This window comes from Shewanella sp. 30m-14 (assembly GCF_052977125.1).
The window spans coordinates 100,870-118,728 of sequence record NZ_JBRILW010000013.1; the positions used below are offsets into that span (position 1 = coordinate 100,870).

Annotated in this window: 15 protein-coding genes; 11 read left to right on the forward strand and 4 right to left on the reverse strand. The window is 43.3% G+C overall.

From position 1 onward, the window contains the following. The first annotated feature begins 169 nt into the window (after positions 1 to 169). The 4 genes from ACVBIU_RS11560 (at position 170) to ACVBIU_RS11575 (ending at position 6,376) form a co-directional block, all read left to right on the forward strand. Complete coding sequence (locus ACVBIU_RS11560; RefSeq protein ID WP_447163763.1) at positions 170 to 2,323, forward strand: LruC domain-containing protein; 2,154 nt, start codon at positions 170 to 172, stop codon at positions 2,321 to 2,323. A gap of 14 nt (positions 2,324 to 2,337) precedes the next feature. Beyond that, positions 2,338 to 2,862, forward strand: coding sequence for a hypothetical protein (locus ACVBIU_RS11565; RefSeq protein ID WP_447161135.1), 525 nt, complete (start codon positions 2,338 to 2,340; stop codon positions 2,860 to 2,862). A gap of 411 nt (positions 2,863 to 3,273) precedes the next feature. Further along, the gene (locus tag ACVBIU_RS11570) at positions 3,274 to 3,786 is read left to right on the forward strand and encodes a CIA30 family protein (protein WP_447161134.1); all 513 of its coding nucleotides are present in this window, start codon (positions 3,274 to 3,276) and stop codon (positions 3,784 to 3,786) included. A 352-nt stretch (positions 3,787 to 4,138) separates the two neighbouring features. Continuing rightward, entirely contained in the window at positions 4,139 to 6,376 is a 2,238-nt protein-coding gene (locus tag ACVBIU_RS11575; RefSeq protein ID WP_447163762.1) for an acyl-CoA dehydrogenase, read from the forward strand. A gap of 99 nt (positions 6,377 to 6,475) precedes the next feature. On the opposite strand, the gene ACVBIU_RS11580 is transcribed toward ACVBIU_RS11575, so the two are convergent. Both ACVBIU_RS11580 and ACVBIU_RS11585 read right to left on the reverse strand, forming a co-directional pair. Continuing rightward, a complete protein-coding gene (locus tag ACVBIU_RS11580) occupies positions 6,476 to 7,885 on the reverse strand; it encodes an ammonia-forming cytochrome c nitrite reductase subunit c552 (RefSeq protein ID WP_447161132.1) in 1,410 nt (469 codons plus the stop codon). Between the two features lie 88 nt (positions 7,886 to 7,973). Next, entirely contained in the window at positions 7,974 to 9,185 is a 1,212-nt protein-coding gene (locus tag ACVBIU_RS11585; protein WP_447161131.1) for an NnrS family protein, read from the reverse strand. Between the two features lie 429 nt (positions 9,186 to 9,614). On the opposite strand from ACVBIU_RS11585, the gene ACVBIU_RS11590 reads away from it, so the two are divergent. Next, positions 9,615 to 10,235, forward strand: a complete 621-nt coding sequence (locus tag ACVBIU_RS11590; protein WP_447161130.1) for an NAD(P)H-dependent oxidoreductase — start codon at positions 9,615 to 9,617, stop codon at positions 10,233 to 10,235. Then, on the forward strand, positions 10,235 to 12,163 hold the full coding sequence (locus tag ACVBIU_RS11595; RefSeq protein ID WP_447163761.1) for a monovalent cation:proton antiporter-2 (CPA2) family protein: 1,929 nt from the start codon (positions 10,235 to 10,237) through the stop codon (positions 12,161 to 12,163). The genes ACVBIU_RS11590 and ACVBIU_RS11595 overlap by 1 nt, the downstream gene beginning before the upstream one ends. Positions 12,164 to 12,320: 157 nt before the next feature. Here ACVBIU_RS11595 and hpf read toward each other — a convergent pair whose 3' ends face one another. After that, positions 12,321 to 12,677, reverse strand: a complete 357-nt coding sequence (gene hpf / locus ACVBIU_RS11600; RefSeq protein WP_447161128.1) for a ribosome hibernation-promoting factor, HPF/YfiA family — start codon at positions 12,675 to 12,677, stop codon at positions 12,321 to 12,323. A 593-nt stretch (positions 12,678 to 13,270) separates the two neighbouring features. On the opposite strand from hpf, the gene ACVBIU_RS11605 reads away from it, so the two are divergent. From ACVBIU_RS11605 to ACVBIU_RS11625, 5 genes are all read left to right on the forward strand, one after another. Then, positions 13,271 to 13,570, forward strand: coding sequence for a hypothetical protein (locus ACVBIU_RS11605; protein WP_447163760.1), 300 nt, complete (start codon positions 13,271 to 13,273; stop codon positions 13,568 to 13,570). A 3-nt stretch (positions 13,571 to 13,573) separates the two neighbouring features. Next, positions 13,574 to 15,205: a PepSY-associated TM helix domain-containing protein gene (locus ACVBIU_RS11610; protein ID WP_447163759.1), complete on the forward strand. Its 1,632-nt coding sequence runs from the start codon at positions 13,574 to 13,576 to the stop codon at positions 15,203 to 15,205. Between the two features lie 12 nt (positions 15,206 to 15,217). After that, positions 15,218 to 15,541, forward strand: a complete 324-nt coding sequence (locus ACVBIU_RS11615) for a DUF3325 domain-containing protein (protein ID WP_447161125.1) — start codon at positions 15,218 to 15,220, stop codon at positions 15,539 to 15,541. 187 nt (positions 15,542 to 15,728) lie between these two features. Further along, positions 15,729 to 16,250, forward strand: coding sequence for a hypothetical protein (locus tag ACVBIU_RS11620; RefSeq protein ID WP_447163758.1), 522 nt, complete (start codon positions 15,729 to 15,731; stop codon positions 16,248 to 16,250). A gap of 394 nt (positions 16,251 to 16,644) precedes the next feature. Next, entirely contained in the window at positions 16,645 to 17,091 is a 447-nt protein-coding gene (locus ACVBIU_RS11625) for an OsmC family protein (RefSeq protein WP_447161123.1), read from the forward strand. Between the two features lie 100 nt (positions 17,092 to 17,191). Here the strand turns inward: ACVBIU_RS11625 and ACVBIU_RS11630 are convergent, their stop codons facing one another. After that, positions 17,192 to 17,776 (reverse strand): lipid-binding SYLF domain-containing protein, encoded by a 585-nt coding sequence (locus ACVBIU_RS11630; protein ID WP_447163757.1) that lies wholly within the window; start codon positions 17,774 to 17,776, stop codon positions 17,192 to 17,194. Between the last annotated feature and the right edge of the window lie 83 nt (positions 17,777 to 17,859).

Below are 17,859 nucleotides of genomic sequence, written 5' to 3' on the forward strand. Positions count from 1 at the left end.
CATCCAACACCTCACTCCTCACATATATTTTGATTTGCAAAATGCAAAAACTGATCTTTACCTTAATCTTTCAAAACAAATAAACCAATGAAAGTAAACAATAAAAATTAATGGCACAGCTTATGCTTTCACTGAATATATTAATAATATCGACAGTGAGAGATGCATTATGAAAATATCCAAAACAATCCCATTACGCTGCTCCCCATTAATTTTAAGCTTATTAATTTCTGCCAGTGTCAGCGCGTCCGCTCCCTTTAGTGCCTGTCCAACTGAAGCATTTGTGATCCAGAAGCAATCTAATACCCCCAAAAGCTACGGTGTAAACCTAGCAACTGGTAGCTATGTGGTGTTATCTGAGGATATGGGGACAGGCAACGGCTACAACGGCGTTGGGTTTAATTACCATGATAACTACATTTACGGTTGGGATTATGCAACGGGATCATTAGGCCGTGCCGGCAACGATTATCAAATTATCTCCCTTTCTGTTACCAAAGATACAACCGCTGCGAGTGCCGGTAATTTCTATGTCGGAGACGTCGCAATCAATGAAAACGTTTGGTATGGCTATCGAAAAGGTAAAGGGTTATTCAAAATCCCTCTTGATAACCCTGCAAGCTATAACATGACCTTAGTGCCTGGCAGTACCGCCTATGCGACCTATAATATTACCGACCTCGCCTTTCATCCTACCGATGGTTACATGTACAGCATTAGTAATGGATCTATAGGTAGGCTGTTGCGTATCGACCCCGCTAGTGCAGAAGCCACCGACTTAGGCGTGGTCATTACCTCAAATTCGGGAAACTTTATTTTTGGCGCACAATTTTTTGACCCTGATGGCAACCTTTATGTCAGTAATAACAGTAACGGTAATATCTACAAAGTTAACGTTGATTCGGCTTCACCAAGCGCAGTGTTATTTGCGTATGGCCCAGCCTCATCAGCCAACGATGGAGCCCGCTGCGCGTTAGCAGAAGTGGTGGTAGGTGATAGTGTCGACTTTGGTGATGCTCCTGATTCTTACGGCACCCGATTAAACTCAAATGGTGCCAGACACAACATCAGCGATAATCTCTATTTAGGCGCGAGTGTCGATAATGAGTCTGATGGTTATGCCGCGCCACTCTCCGATGATGCCAGCGATAGCTCTGATGACGAAGATGGCGTATCAATGCCTACGGGGTTTGAGCTTGGCGAGAGTGCAATACTACTCGTTACTGCTAGCGGTGGAAATGGCTACCTTAATGCTTGGTTTGACTGGGATCAAAACGGCGAGTTTGACTTAGAAGAACAGATTATCTTAGGTGAACCACTTGATAATGGTCTCAACACCCTCAGTATTGAAGTTCCTAGCTGGGCGAAGGCCGGACCAACTTGGGCACGCTTTCGTCTAAGTACTCAACAAGATATCACTCCAACAGGTGGTGTTGGCGACGGTGAGGTTGAAGATTACCCGGTAACCCTTACCGAAACTGGCGTGACCATTAATTACTACCCCTCTTCGTCTACCTATACCACCCTTGCCTATGAGGATCTTTACCCAGACCAGGGTGACTTTGATATGAACGATGTGGTCGTACAATTACGGATCATTGAGTATGTCAAAAATAATAAGGTTAGACGTATTGGTTTCGAAGCACAGTTAGCCGCTATGGGCGCTGCATATCACAATGGCTTTGCGGTTCATTTACCTGGTGTCAGTCGAGGGAAAATTAAAGAGTCTTTCATTAGTTGGTCGATTGATAACATTGCACAAACAGTGTCGCCATTAGAAACGGGGCAAACCAATGCTGTATTTGTATTTACTCAAGACCTATCGGACTACGTTACCTTAGAACAAGGCTGTGAATACCTGAGAACAGAAACAGGTTGTGAATCCGCCTTTAGAACCACCTGGTCACTGGATATTCCCTTCGATACCCCGGTTGATGAAAGTCTGGTGCCGGCCTTTCCGTATGATCCCTTTATATTTGCGACACCAAATACCGATCATGGTCTGGCCGCGAAAAATGTAGTAGGAGCAAATCCAGGCCGACAATTAGAGATCCACCTGAAGAACCAAGCCCCTACTGATAAGTTCTCAACTAACTACTTTGGAGCCCGAGACGATGCATCTAACCCAAGTGCGTCACAGTATTTCCAAGACGAAAACGGCATGGCGTGGGCAATTGAGATCCCAGTAACGTGGAAGCACCCTAAAGAAAAAGAGCGTTTAGATAATGCCTATAGTGAATTTGTTGATTTTGCAGCAGATAGCACAGGTAACACCAACCCGACTTGGTACGAAAATGCCAATGACTCACTCATCTTTAAATAACTAAGGGCTATGCCATGAATAATCAAATAAAGCGTTTTTTCAATCTACCTAATAGCTTACTGGCATGTATTGCCTTGTTGATTACAGCATGTGGTGGAGGCGGTGATGAAGGCTCTCCTGCTACACCCGCCCCCGTAGAAACGACCGCATCTACAACGACAACGACAGATACCACAAACACCACCACAGAGGAGCCGGCTCCAGATCCGACTTCACTGGACGATCTTGTAGTAGATGCAGATAACAAGCTAGAGTCTGCATATATGTTGACGATAAATGTCGATAAAGACAACACACAAAGAGGTTACTTCTCACTTTGCGATGACTATCAGATCTTAGGGGATAGTTACGCTGTAAATTTTGACTCCTGCTTGTTTAGAGGGCCGCTAAACCAAGGCAAGCTCAGCAAAGAGGTCAAAGTCGCTAACCATGAAAGCCAACTTATTGCGGTTATTTGGTTTTACGAGGGGCAAGATCCACAGTATTTACCGTGGCAATATACGCAAGACTCAAACACTCAGGTGTTAACCATCAATTAGCTTAATAAACATTGTTTAAACCATTGTTTAAACCATTATTGCAGCGATGGATTCCCCCTATCGCTGCTTTGTTCATTTAAAAAAGCTCCCCTTCTCACGTCAATCCAATATGAGTCTGAGTAAAAGTTAAAGTAAGCGTCGAGTACAAGTTCGGCGACGGAATACGTCAAATTAATCCCAATAAATTGAATTAATCAAAACTTATAAACCAACCAGCCCGTTATAACGTATAAGCTATCAAGGTTTACAATTAGGCGACACACTATGCCACCAGCGAGACCAATAAAACACTGCAGCTTTCCCCCCCATGTTAGCTCTGGATATAGTGCTGCAATAAGAACAATTTTACTTAGTGTCAGCCTGTTAAGCCTCACCACAACCAACCAGGCCCTTGCTAAGGAGCAAGCTTTAATGACAAATCAACAGATGCCGTGTTATTTATCCGTGATAAATGAATTGCAAACCCCTAATTGGACATTGATTAACGATACCGTTATGGGCGGGATTTCAAACAGCCAGATTGAAATTATATCCGATATAGCCACCTTCAGCGGCCAGTTATCTTTAGAGCGAAATGGTGGCTTTGCCTCAACCAGAGCAGAAATATCGGTCACCATACCTGAAGGACTTGACCTTATTCGCCTTAACGTCAAAGGTGATGGTAGACGCTACCAATTACGCCTAAGAACAGATAAACAGTGGGACTCTTTTGCCTACTCAAGCGCCTTTAAAACAGAAAAAAACAAATGGCTTACCATTGAGTTTAAAGCTGATGATTTTGAATCAGTGTATAGAGGACGTGTGGTCAATGCCCCAAAACTTAGCTTTGGCGATATCAAGCAAGTCGGTTTTTTACTTGCCGACAAACAAGCGGGTTCATTCGAGTTATCATTTAAAAGTATCGAGTTGGCCACGTCGAAATAAGGCCTAATCGCATTGGCCATGACTTTTCATCTTCAATTTGACTTCTATCTCATAAGCCGTGCAAATTCGATGTAGACGATACACTGAATAATTTACTCCCCTCACACAATCAAATTGTATTCTGTAGCCGCTTTTCGTTTTTTTTTCGCCAATAAAATCAAATCGGTAAAAAATAATTTCATTTAAGCGTACAGGCGTAAGCTTATGAAATTTGTATTGTAAATATTCAAAATCAAACACAATACCAGCCCAAATATAAACAAGCGTTTAAATTTATCGTTTGAAAATTTGATCTGGCGCTCTTTTTGTGACGTAATGTGAAGCATAACTTCTGGTCGGACGAGCATTGAATATGAGCATTAGAACTAAACTAAAAAAAGTATTGCCAAGTATTTCTACCACAGAACAAGAGGCACTCGATGCCGGTGATGTATGGTTAGAAGGTTCGATTTATCAAGGGGTACCTGATTTTGCAGCCCTACGTGACATTCCTGTTGCCACCCTGTCTAACGACGAACAAGCCTTTTTAGATGGTCCTGTCGCTACCTTGCTAGCGATGGTGGATGATTTTGAGATCCAACGCAGTAAGCATCTACCAGACAGCATTCTTAACTTCCTAAAAGAAAATAAGTTTTTCTCGCTTATTATTCCAAAGTCATTTGGCGGTCTTGAGTTCAGCCCGTATGCCAACTCGACGATTGTGGCGACTATCGCAGCTAAAAGTTCTGCCGTAGCTGTAACCGTAATGGTACCAAACTCACTCGGCCCAGGTGAGCTACTGATGCATTACGGTACATCAGAGCAGCAAGATTACTGGTTACCGCGTTTAGCCAACGGTCAAGAGATCCCCTGTTTTGCACTAACCAGCCCAGAGGCGGGTTCAGATGCTGGCGGCATTCCAGATATTGGTACCGTGACCATGGGTGAATACCAAGGTGAACAAGTACTCGGTTTAAGCGTGACTTGGGACAAGCGTTATATCACCCTTGCCCCTATCGCCAGTGTTTTAGGTTTAGCCTTTAAAGTGGAAGATCCTAATGGTTTGCTCGGTGGCAAAGAAAACCTTGGCATCACCTGTGCGCTTATTCCTAGGTCGCATCCTGGTGTACAACTCGGTAATCGTCATGATCCTATGGGCATTCGTTTCTATAACGGTACGACTCGTGGCGAAAATGTCTTTATCCCGATGGACTTCATCATTGGTGGCCAAAAGAACATCGGCCGCGGCTGGGCAATGTTGGTTGCTTGTTTAGGCGCTGGACGCGGTATTTCATTACCAGCTCTAGGTGTATCGGTAAGCCAGGCCTCATTTAAATCATCGGCAGAGTACGCAGCGGTACGTGAGCAGTTTGGTTTGTCGATTGGTAAATTTGAAGGTATTCAAGAAAAGCTCGCCGATATTGCCGGTAAAACTTACCTGCAAGAAGCGATGCGCGTTCTCACAACTGAAGGGCTAGGCTTAGGCTTAAAGCCATCGGTGGTTACCGCCATCGCCAAGTATCACATGACAGAGCTAGGCAGAGATGTACTCGATTCAGCCATGGACATTCAGGCAGGTAAAGCTATTCAGTGTGGCCCGCAAAATACCTTAGCCTCTGGCTATGTCGCGCAGCCTATTGCTATTACCGTTGAAGGTGCCAACATCCTGACTCGTAACCTAATGATTTTCGGTCAAGGTTTGATGCGTTGTCACCCGTACCTACAAACGATGGTGGAATCAATTCACTCTAACGACAAAGGTGCAGACAAAGAATTTAACAGCATTTTACGTAAAACGGTTGGTTACAGTGTCGCTAACAGCTTACGTGCGTTTAAACTAGGTCTACTGCCTTTCACTGCTGCTGCGGGCTCAAGCCTTACAGAAGTCAAACCTTATGAGCAATCAGTCCATAAACTTGCCTCTAAGCTTGCTGTTTACGCTGACTTCTCACTCTTAGTGCTCGGCGGTAAACTGAAACAAGCTGAGATGCTATCAGCGCGTCTAGGTGATGTGATGAGCTACCTATACGCAGCAATGGCGTCTATTCGATATTACGAAAAGAAGCTAACCGCTGCAGAGCGACAAGAAGCTGCTCCCTATTTCCATTACGCTACCCGCTGGTCACTTTGTCAGGCAGAGAAAGCCTTGTTGGATTTCTTAGATAACTTCCCGTCATCAGCGACCCGTAAGTTCATGCGTTTAATCACCGTAACTTATTCGGCGAAGATGCCTAAAATCAATGACAATTTAGTGCGCGAGTTAGCAGAGCAAGCTCAACTTAATACAGAGTTTAAGAAAAATCTTACTCACCTGATTAAACCGATTGCCGGTGATGGTAACGATATCAATGAGCAAGCTTATCTGGCGAAAATGGAATGTCTACCACTGCTTGCTAAGGTTAAGAAAGCCCTAAGAGCACGTACTTTTAAGGCTGGAGTCAAATTCTCGTTAACTCTTGATGCCGCTCTTGGGGCCAAGGTAATTAGCAGCGATGAGCACAAACTGCTGCAAGATTACAATCTAAAACGTGAGCGAGCGATCCGAGTCGATGAGTTTGACTTTGATATGAACCTCATTAGCGATAGAGCTGATTTAAAGATCGCTAACTAAGCCGGTCTCAATACAAACAAGCCACCTTGAACTGATTTTTTATTAAAAGTTTATAAGGTGGCTTTTTATTTGAGCCTTCAAAACCAGAGGTGGCAATATCTAGTAGCCGTATCGAGTCACTTCCGACCAGTTGTTATCGACTTCCTGTTTGATAAATTGCTGCTTTTTTCCCGTCAGTTTATCAAGCTCAATCCCTACAGCAGCTTGAGCCGTTTCTTTACTACTAATGTCTGGATAATCAACCTTAGTCACGGCAAACTTATTTAGAATTTCAGCTAATGATTCACGAGCATACTTAACCTGTTTAATAGACATATCGAGTAGTTCATTACCTTCTTGAGGATTGTGTGCATACAAACCATGCGACGCCATAGCAAAATCCCAGCGCCACTGAGAATGACGAATAGCCATAATGGCATCATTCATTAACGGCCATGTTGCCCCCGCTTCCCAGGCCGCTGCCGCCTCGTAATGCGCTTTTACCAATAGCCCTTCAACTTCTCGCGCCTTGGCATTAATTGTCGCCTTGCTGTTCTCAAGGGACTTAATAATGGTCTTTTCACTCTTATGGCAGTTTTGGCAAACCGAATCAAAATGGTCCAGCGCTTTACTCACCTTATGACTGGTAAAAGTATTGCCCTTATCGTCCTTTTCTTCTGGCATATGGCAGGTGATGCAAGTCACTCCGGCCTCTGCATGTTCACTGCGACTCCAATGTTCAAATTCAGGGTGACGCGCCTTTAAGATGGGGGTTTTTGAGATAGGATGGATCCACTCATAGAATCGACGGGTGTCATAGTACTTCTCGATATCATCAACATTGTTACCAAAGATCCATGGAATATTGACTTTATCACTGCGCTCAGGCTGGAAATAATAAGTCACATGGCATTGGCCACATACCTGCGCGCCTTGCATATTGATATCTTGCTTATCAAAAGGCAGGTGCACCTTGGCCATCGCATCCTGAGCATGTGGACGTGGCATAGCGAGCTCAGCCTTACCGTCCACGTGACAATCGGTGCAATACACCACACTGTTAACTTCAGTGCCTACGTCGGTAAAGTTTTTGGCAGAGAAACCTTCAACACCTAACTCTTTCATCAGTCTTGGGGCATCTGGAGTTTTACAAGTCCAGCAACTAGCTGATAATCCCTTTGAACCGGGTTCAGGAGGTATGCCTGTGCGTAGCGTATGGGTTACATCCGCAACGGCAAAGTGATGTCCCCGAGGGCTGTTATATTCTTTGGCAAAGGAAGAGCCTGCCCATAAAATAATCGCAGCGGGGTAGCTTGCCAGCATATCCTCACGCTCTGTTTGCTCCGAGGTTTCTTGCCAGCTTTCATACTGAACCGGAAACTTAGCACGTAATGCTTTATCTCTTAGCTGTTGCTCCTTAGCTGCAGTCGTTTGAGCATTAGCATTATCCGCTGCCTGCACACTCATGGCTGGCAATAGCAAAGCTAACGATATCGACCCAAGCATTTTTATCAGATAATTTACTATCATTGCGTTTTCTATCAACCTTATCTATTTTCTTATTCGTCTGTTTACTTTAGCCTGCTTCTGTAAGCCAGTTTCTAGTTAACAATTAACACTAACCTGGTCTACCGTCGATGCGTGGTTTAGACAATATAGCGGCATAGTTCACCACAAACATCGCAAATGCAAGCGACCAGAAACCACCCGCTAACCACAACCATAGTTGGTACTCTGCTGGTGCAACTATCGGCATGATTGAACGCAATATGGCGGCAATAGGTATACAAGCGAATGCAATCGTCATATTCGGACCTTGATAAATATTGCGGCTGGTATGCCCCAGTGACACCCTTGAAATCATCGACAGACATATTCCAGCTAACGTACCAATTGCAAATAGATGCAGTAAATGGCGATAAGCGTTGGCGTCATTAATGTTCCACGCTAACAAAAACAACGTCACGGGTAAAAACAGATACGCGCTATGCAATGACCATAACATTGGCTCTTTTAGGGTCTTATGAGGGTACCAACGTAGCCAACGCACTAAGTGCAGCGCCGCAGCAATAAATAGCAGAACTTGTTCTAGCTCTTTAGGCAGCACTTGGCTAATAGCCTGTACAACTAAAAGCACCATGATAACAATCAAACTATTGTCAATCATTGCAATAGGATTTGGTTTAGTTTGCTTTATGCGAATGGCAGTGAAAAATGGAATAACTCGACCACCTACAATTGTAATTAGCAAACCTAGCCACCAAAGCATAGCTTGCCAAATTTGATGGCTTAGCGAAAAGTCTCTCTGACTTAATGCGTAATAACTCAGCAAGTTTATGCACATTGCTGCCAGTAACATGATTGGGAAACCAATGTTATGCCACTGCTTCACCTTATAAATACAGCGCCAGAGCTTAACTGCGGTAAATAGTAAAAATAAAGAGTCCAGTAACGCTGGCAGCCACAGTGGGATCGATATGGGTAGCAACAAGGTTAAGCGTGCCAGTAACCAACAGCCGAATGTAACCGCTAAAGCCCAGCCCTTCATACCGGGCTGATTGGTCCATGTTTGCACCGAAGTCAGCAAGAAACCGCACACGATTGCCAAAGCAAAGCCAAAGAGCATTTCATGGGGATGCCACCATAGAGGCACCACTTTCACCCAAAAATCAGTCTGAAATAAACTATATTGGGGGTAGAACCAAGTCACTAACCACAAAGGCACAAACAACATAGCAACGGTTGCACCACCTAAGAAGAAAGGTCGGAAGCCTAAACGAAAAATAGCCGGGATTTTTTCTGTTGCGGTGGGATCATCAATATTTAGCATAGCTATACCTTAATACATTAACCGGCATTTTAAATGCACCTTAAATTCAGTCTATCCTTGTCCATTTGTGAAAACAATCACTATTCTCTTTGATTATAATTTCTGTGACTCATACCGCTATCTCACTGTTTTGATTCTATATCTTTATGAGTAGACTACGCACAAAACGGCGCTAACTTTACTCTACACTTAGCCATATTACTGACTATTTTTATCGACATAGCCAATACGGCAAGCCGCTTTTTACCGTCGAGCTCAACAATAAAATATACGGTCAAACAAGCTCACTCATTCCAATCAATGTTAAGCCGTCATACACGCTAATGGGCTTACGAGATTTCCTGCTAAATACTTAAAATTACTTAGTGCATCTTGCTGCCTATGCTAGATTAAATAGCAATCTGTTTAAGTAAATCGACTGGATAAAAAATGGCACTCGCGGCAAAAAAAGTCCTCGTACTGTATGCACACCCTTCCCAAGAGCGTTCGGAAATTAATACCCCTCTTTTTAAAGCGACCCAATTACAGCCAAATGTGACGGCCGTGGATCTCTATGGTGAATACCCCACCTTTAGGATCAATATCGACAAAGAACAGCAAAGACTCAGAGACCACGACATAGTGGTCTTTATGTTTCCGCTTTACTGGTACTCCACCCCAGCCATTTTAAAAGAGTGGCAAGATCTGGTTTTAGAGTACAACTTTGCCTACGGCGCAAAAGGAAAAGCTTTATATGGTAAAACCTTTCTGTGTGCCCTTAGCGCTGGGGGAAGTGAATCAGCTTACCAAAGCGATGGTTACAACCACTTTACCTTAAAAGAACTATTAAGCCCGCTAGAACAGATGGCTAACTTAACAGGCATGAATTTCTTAGCACCATTTGCACTCTTCTGTGCCCGAACGGCCTTTGAGGAAAATCGAGTTCATATTCACGTTGAAAAATGGATCCGAATTCTAACGGCCCTCAGTGAAGATAGATTCGATATCGAGCTAGCCCAATCACTCGACAAATTAAATGGCCATCTAGACCAATTGATCCAGGAGCACTAATGACAGCTTATTTTATTCAAGCTTTTATCTATTTATGCGCAGCGGTTATCGCCGTCCCCATCGCAAAGCGATTAGGTTTAGGCTCTGTACTTGGCTATTTAATGGCGGGCGTCGTGATTGGTCCAATCATCGGCCTGGTCGGTACAGAGACCAATACGCTGCAACATTTTGCTGAGTTTGGCGTGGTTATGATGCTCTTTCTTGTTGGTTTAGAACTTGAACCTAGAATGCTGTGGGACATGCGTAACAAGCTAATTGGATTAGGTGGGCTGCAGGTTGGCTTATCTACCCTTGTAGTGATGGCAATCGCTCTTAGCTTTGATTATGGCTGGAGTATCGCCCTAACGGTGGGGATGATTTTTTCACTGTCTTCGACCGCCATCGTGTTACAGACCTTTAATGAGAAAAACCTAACCAAGACTGAAGGCGGCAAAAATGCCTTTTCAGTGCTTTTATTTCAAGATATAGCCGTGATCCCCATGCTGGCATTTATTCCGCTGCTAGCCTTGCCTGAATTAGTCGAAAAGGCGCAATCTGTTACCCAAAGCGCCGCAGAGCACCATGAAGAACTGTCATTAGTTGCCGGATTACCTGGCTGGGCTTACGGTATCGTTGTCATGATGGCAATTGCTAGCGTTGTCGTTAGCGGCCACTACTTAAGTCGCCCACTGTTTCGTTATGTGGCAAGCTCAGGCCTTAGAGAGATTTTCACCGCCACCGCCTTGATGTTGGTGATAGGCATTGCTGCGCTAATGAGCCTAGTGGGGCTGTCTCCTGCTTTAGGAACCTTTCTTGCCGGAGTCGTACTGGCAAACAGTGAGTTCAGACACGAACTAGAGTCCAATATCGAACCTTTTAAAGGCTTACTCCTTGGGTTGTTTTTTATCACCGTTGGTGCAGGGATAAACTTTGATGTGCTCATCAGCCATTTCGGTCCTGTCATGGCGATGACCGCTGGCGTGATATTAATTAAAGCTTTGGTTTTATTAGTACTGGCCTTAGTTTTTAAAATTAGAGGCAGTGACCGCTGGTTGTTTGCCTTAAGCTTGGCTCAAGCTGGTGAATTTGGCTTTGTGCTACTTAGCTATACCGTGCAAAACCATGTCATTCCAAATGAGTTAGCACAACTGTTATCGCTGGTTGTCGCGATATCCATGTTCCTCACCCCGGGGTTATTTATCTTATTTGATAAAGTCATACTGCCTCGCTATGAAAAATCAGAAAATACTCGTGAACCCGATGATATCGATGAGAAAGGCACTGTGATTATTGCCGGTGTGGGCCGTTTTGGACAAATTGTTAACCGCTTACTAGTGACAAACGGTGTTAAAACAGTGGTGCTTGACCATGAGGTACAACAGGTCGAAAACTTAAGGAAAATTAATACCAAGAGCTATTACGGCGATGCAACACAGCCCGATCTACTCCATACCGCAGGCATTGAACAGGCCAAGATGTTAGTTGTCGCTATCGATAACCCTGAACGCGCAGTAGCTTTAGTCGAATATATAAAACATACCTATCCTCACGTAATTGTGATGGCGCGCGCTTTTGACCGCAGACACCTTTACCGCCTTCGCAAAGCTGGGGCAGACTTTATGGTCAGTGAGACCTTTCATTCGGCGCTTAATTTAGGCAAGCATGCGCTAATAAGATTAGGTGTACATCCATTTAAAGCAGAGCAACAACGAGCCACCTTTTATGAGACGGAAACCACTCATAAGGACACCCTTTACGAAGCTTGGAAGCAGGTGACTGAAGACGATAAATACATCGTCCACTACCGGGATATGTTTATCCAGCTTGAAGAAACGCTGAGCGCTGCAATGAAGGATGAACGTTATCGCAGCTTCTCGAAAGTGGAACGCAGTTGGACGCCTCCGCCAAAAGAAAACCATACTGAGTTTTCAAAAGCGGAAAACGATTAAAAGCGCTAAATAGTTCAGAACAGTTGAAAAAAATAGAGCGATAAAGCACCTGTTCATGGGTGCTTGCGCCATAAAAAAGCCCTCACAACCGTTAGGTAACGAGGGCTTATATCTTATGTCTGCAGACAAATCTGCTGACAAAAAATACATTTAGAGATTAGACTAAGTTCATCTCTTGAACTTTTTCATGTGCAATCTCAGGTGTAGTCACAACAGGCTTAGAATGTAGATCAGCCTTTAGTTGTCCTTTTCGATGCTTTAGTGCCGCATCGAGTTTTTTAGCTGCGCTGGTAATTGCTGGATACATAACGGGATCATTACCAGAAGCTGAAATACTGCTTCCCTCATAATTGGTTCTAATTTCAACCTGGAATTCGCCGTGCTCTTTAGTAACAATAATATCGAGTGCGATCAGGGTTGGAAAATGACTCTCTATCTTCGAAAACTTCTCTTGGACATACTGTCTTACAACATCTGTTACATCAACGTGGTGACCAGAAAGATTTATTTTCATAGGTTTTCCTTTTTACAATGACTTCACCTAATACACTTGGGGTTAACGCTTTAAATTACAAGCTTTTATTAAAAATAATTTATATAAAATTTTGTATAAATTATCAATTTATTCGCTACAGCCCAGTGTTTATCAGGTAAAAACAAATTTTGTTATATTAATGATTTTTATCAAACGGTCATTTAGTTATGGTTAAAGCATAAGCTAAGATGACTTTCCTTTAAGGAGTTAGATAATTAGCAAACAGCCAGCTAAATCTAATTGTTCCTCTACTAATTTAGACAAAAAAAGCTGCCTTGGCTTGATTTTTATCACGCTTTACCCGAATAAAGTAAAATTTATTCGGTTCAAGATCCCACATCAAGCACTTACGCACAAAATAACAGCAATTGGCGGTTATAAACTCACCCACCTTACCCAGTTCAATCACCTAATGCCTTCTCCGCCCCAGTTTATTTGAGACATGACTCGCAACTTCAGTATCATAACATTAGATACGAATGAAAACAGTTCTCATTCACTGCGATTTATGTACAATGCCTAACATAGATCTCTTGGTATTTTTAAACTGACGTTTTTAGGTGTGCATCGAAGTGAAACCAATAAAAGCAAAATTACTTCAAACCGTTGTGCCAAATAAATTCAATATTGGGTTACGCGCATTCTCAGCCATATTTGCAGGTTACCTATTAGCCGCAACGGTATCGGCCTGGCTCGCATTAGTACTGCCTCTGTCACCTCTTGAAAATACGCTAACCGCGATGATGTTGTCATTTATCGTCTATGCCTTTGCTGGGCTCTGGGCTTTTAGCGTGCAAACTCACTGGCGTGCCCTTAGCGATCTAGTCCTCCTTAGCGGAATTTTTTACCTGTTTATTTTGGTTATAGGTTAAACAATGAAAGACTCATTTTTTCGCAGTATGACTTGGCTACACACTTGGGTTGGCTTACTGGTTTGTTGGGTATTACTGTTGGTCTTTTTTGCTGGCACATTAAGTTATTACCGTTATGAAATCACACTATGGAGCAAACCTGAGCTGCATAAGAATGTTATCCAGCAATATGACAGTAACCTAGTTGCTAATGAGCTAACGCGGGCTCAGAACTACTTAACTGAGCATGCAAAAAATGCCCGTGATTGGCGGGTCAATTTTCCCACCGACCGCAAACCTTATATGAGTTACGCCTGGCAAACACAACCAGAAGAGGGGCAACGACGCGGTAAATTTATTGAACATATCGTGCCAATTGAAGGTGATAACTTAATTACCGATATCCGAGAATCTAAAGGTGGCCATTTCTTCTACCGTTTGCATTTCGACTTACACTATATGCCAGCCAAGATAGCCCGCTGGATAGTCGGATTCTGCACTATGTTTATGCTGATTGCCCTCATTAGCGGTATAGTGATCCACAAGCGTATTTTTAAGGACTTCTTCAGTTTCCGTCGCAACAAGAGCAGCCGTTCATGGCTCGATGCCCATAACGTCAGCTCGGTGTTAGCGCTTCCCTTTCACTTAATGATCACTTACACCGGATTAGTCACCTTGATGGTGATGTATATGCCCTGGGGAATGATGACAGCCTATGATGGCGACGCTAAGTCATTTAGCAAAGAGTTGCGCCCTAGCCGAGTGCAAACGCAACCGCTAGGGATTGCAGCGCAAACCGTCTCTATTAGCGCATTACTACCAGAAGTTAACACTCTTTGGCCTCACGATCCTATCAAGCAAGTCGTAGTCAATAATCCAAGTGACCAAAATAGTAAAATTAATTTTTATCGAGATACTGGCCAGGCCGTCACAGATAGAAGGGCTGCGATTATTTTTAACGGTATCAACGGTGAGCTACTCAATGCTGCTATTGAGCCAAATTCTGCAGTACAAAATACTCACGACACATTAATCGCCCTGCATACGGGACGGTTTGCCGAACCTCTACTACGTGCACTATTTTTCATCTGTGGCATTTTAGGCTGCGCCATGATTACCACAGGCGCAATACTCTGGGCTGTGAAAATTCGTCAAAAACAACAAAAGCCGCTAAAGCAAGGCATAAAAGCCAGTCTTGGTTTGCGTTTAGTTGAAGGATTAAACCTAACCTTTATCGCAGGGCTCCCTCTGGCTACAGCCAGCTTTTTCTATGCCAACAGATTGCTGCCAGTTGAGCTTGTAAACCGAGCTCAGTGGGAAATCAATATCTTTTTTATTGCGCTTGCGGCTGTCGCGCTTTTAGCTTGTTTTAATCGCACTTTAACTGCCTGGCGCGCAGTCATCACGCTCTCAGCAACCGCAATAATGGCTATTCCACTTCTTAATGCCCTCACTTCGATCAGCAACATGCTGGATAACATAAGCCTACACCAATGGTCATTGGTCGGCTTTGATTTAATGACTGTACTTATCGGTACGGCACTATTTTTTGTTCGAACGAAACTAGTTAGCAAGCAAGGTGTCATAGCTAGTAGAGCAGCTACACGCACTGTAAACCATGAGGTTATAACCTCAGTCTCATCAGCGACTAAATAAGGAATATAAGCCGTGATCTTAAGTCTTTTAGGATTTAGTTATCTTGCATTTGGACTATTTGCGCTGGCTATGTTTTCTCACTACCGAGATACATTTGGCAATGCGCCAAGTCCTCAACAAGCTAAGTTACTCTATATTGGCGGCTGGGTAGGTATCGCGAGTATTTACTGGGGGTGTATAACAGCCCAAGGCGCTGCTTATGGCAGCATCCTATTCTTCGGTTTATTGTCATTCGCCGGGCTGTTAGTCATCTTAATGCTAAGTTATCGCGCTAAGTTTCTGCCTTATTCCATGGCACTAAGCACACTATTTAGCACTATTCTGGTCTTATACTAATCAGTATAAAGAGGCGAGTTTCGCAATCATGAGGTACAAAATTCTTTATACCGTTTAGTAAAATATTATTTTAATATCAGACTTATTGAATATCTGCTGAGCTCATCGTTTCAATGATGGTTCAGCTTATGTACAGTAAAATGGTTTTAGAATACAGCCATATAAATATATTTATGACTGAGGTTCTATGCTTGTTGCTCACTCTACACCGTCACCATTGAGTGCCGAACAGACTCAAATAAATCAGCATCAATCACACTTAGCACCATCAAATTTAGCGCTATCACGCACAGCCACACCCGCGAGCGAAAATCTGCTGCACGCAAGTGCAAAGAGTCTCAATGTAACGCCGAAAAGCCTACCACTCGATACTGTAACCCTTAGCCCACAAGCGCTTGAGCTTGCAAACAAAAGCCCTAACTCTGGTGATGCACAAACGCGACCAGCTCCATCCACCTTGCCAAATGAGGGAGAAAAAGTTGAGGTATATGTAGAATATAAGAAAGCCAAAATGCAGTATCAGTTCTATTCAGACATGGCTAATATAGCAACAGGAAATAACAATGGAGTATCTCCCGCGACTGCATATTATCTATCGAATAATGATGACGCTCGTGCTGCAAAGGTAAACGTAAAAGCCCAGCAACAGCAAGTCACAAGCATGCAAACATATGTTGATACGACTAAAAGCCTTAATGAATTATCTTAATCGACCGTATCAATAAAAGCACAATGTATGAGCCATATGTATTCATTTGGCGCTTATACAATATCTGATATCTACAACAGACTAAAAATCTCAACATGGATGTATAATTCGCTAAAACCTCATCCTAACTTTTTCAGACTCTGTACTCTGTACTCTGCACTCTGCACTCTGCACTCTGCACTCTGCACTCTGCACTCCAAGATTAACCAATGATGATTAAACTTATCAGCTAAAGCTAATCACTTACCCTTGATTAAAATCAAACGAATCTCCCCCTACCAAGAGTATGCTGAACTTTAGTTTTTTTTAAGCAATACAATATTGACTGGAAAAGTTAAGCCTAATCGATTAAACCTAGTCGCTGTCACGTACATCTAATTAAAGAGTTAGCCATATGAGCTTTAGAATTAACCTCAACTGGATTGCCGCAGAGGAACCTATTGATGATCCCCAGAGTTTTAACCGTGATCACTGCATTACCTTTGGCAGTGGCCAGCAAGTAAATGCATCTTCGGCGCCTGAGTACAACGGCAGTACCGACAAAATTAATCCAGAGGAAAGCCTACTTGCAGCACTCTCGTCCTGCCACATGCTGACATTTTTAACCATTGCCCATCTCAAGCGTTTACCTATCACCTCTTATCAAGATGATGCATACGCAGAGCTAGGCAAAAATGCAGCGGGTAAGCTGTTTATCAATAAGATTGTGTTACAACCAAAAATAGAGTTTGCAGAAGAAGTGACCGCTGACGTGATAGCGAAGATCCATGACAAGTCTCACAGCAATTGCTTCATTGCCAATAGCCTTAATCCTGAGACGCTCTTTGAAATAAAATACTAACAGAACAAGGCCTGCCAGCCGCGAGATTGTCGAGTTTAGGCTGAATGAAAAAAGCGAGGTCATCACCTAGCTTTTTTCATTCGTCAAACACAAATAAGCGTTAGCCATCATTCTCAACAAAGTCATCGGTAAAGTCGGTTTCCCAATACTTATAGCCCTGTACTGTGGCTTGAGCGGCTGCGCCCATTAAGTTAACTTGATAGGTCTTAACACCTGACACATCAACTGATTGGTTAGCCGATGCTTGTTCACCACTGCCTTCATATTCGGCACTTGCCTCAGCTTGCGCCTGTCCTTCGTAACCAGACTCTTTAAAACGAGTGAGCGCATCACGCTGAGTAAAGGCTTGTACAAAAGCCACTTGTTTCCAGCCAATACCGGCTCCAACACCACCTGTTGCAAATCGATAATAAGAAAGCTTGCTGCCCTCATGTAAAACACAGATCCCACCACCTGTCGACAAAGCAAACAGGTAGCTATTACTACCAGTACAAACGACATAGCCGACAGAGTTAGCCACTGCAGTCTTAGCCGCTGGATGTTCATTATAAATCTCCTGTAGCGCTGACTGAGTCTCCTCTCTGGCATGCATTTTTTTCGCTTCAGGGGTATCACCCGTAGCACAACCGACGAGTAATATAGGAAAAGTGACAGCTGCGAGCTTTAGTATATTGGTTCGAAACATAGTTTCATCCTTATCGATAAAAATTGAAGATTAATTAAACAAGGCTTAGTTAAATCCATTATTTATTTCAGCGCCTTTTAACA

Excerpts from the sequence above, each read along its gene's own strand:
- ACVBIU_RS11560 (WP_447163763.1), top strand. The coding sequence starts at position 170 with ATGAAAATATCCAAAACAATCCCATTACGCTGCTCCCCATTAATTTTA.
- ACVBIU_RS11565 (WP_447161135.1), top strand. The coding sequence starts at position 2,338 with ATGAATAATCAAATAAAGCGTTTTTTCAATCTACCTAATAGCTTACTG.
- ACVBIU_RS11570 (WP_447161134.1), top strand. The coding sequence starts at position 3,274 with ATGACAAATCAACAGATGCCGTGTTATTTATCCGTGATAAATGAATTG.
- ACVBIU_RS11575 (WP_447163762.1), top strand. The coding sequence starts at position 4,139 with ATGAGCATTAGAACTAAACTAAAAAAAGTATTGCCAAGTATTTCTACC.
- ACVBIU_RS11580 (WP_447161132.1), bottom strand. The coding sequence starts at position 7,885 with ATGATAGTAAATTATCTGATAAAAATGCTTGGGTCGATATCGTTAGCT.
- ACVBIU_RS11585 (WP_447161131.1), bottom strand. The coding sequence starts at position 9,185 with ATGCTAAATATTGATGATCCCACCGCAACAGAAAAAATCCCGGCTATT.
- ACVBIU_RS11590 (WP_447161130.1), top strand. The coding sequence starts at position 9,615 with ATGGCACTCGCGGCAAAAAAAGTCCTCGTACTGTATGCACACCCTTCC.
- ACVBIU_RS11595 (WP_447163761.1), top strand. The coding sequence starts at position 10,235 with ATGACAGCTTATTTTATTCAAGCTTTTATCTATTTATGCGCAGCGGTT.
- hpf (WP_447161128.1), bottom strand. The coding sequence starts at position 12,677 with ATGAAAATAAATCTTTCTGGTCACCACGTTGATGTAACAGATGTTGTA.
- ACVBIU_RS11610 (WP_447163759.1), top strand. The coding sequence starts at position 13,574 with ATGAAAGACTCATTTTTTCGCAGTATGACTTGGCTACACACTTGGGTT.
- ACVBIU_RS11620 (WP_447163758.1), top strand. The coding sequence starts at position 15,729 with ATGCTTGTTGCTCACTCTACACCGTCACCATTGAGTGCCGAACAGACT.
- ACVBIU_RS11625 (WP_447161123.1), top strand. The coding sequence starts at position 16,645 with ATGAGCTTTAGAATTAACCTCAACTGGATTGCCGCAGAGGAACCTATT.
- ACVBIU_RS11630 (WP_447163757.1), bottom strand. The coding sequence starts at position 17,776 with ATGTTTCGAACCAATATACTAAAGCTCGCAGCTGTCACTTTTCCTATA.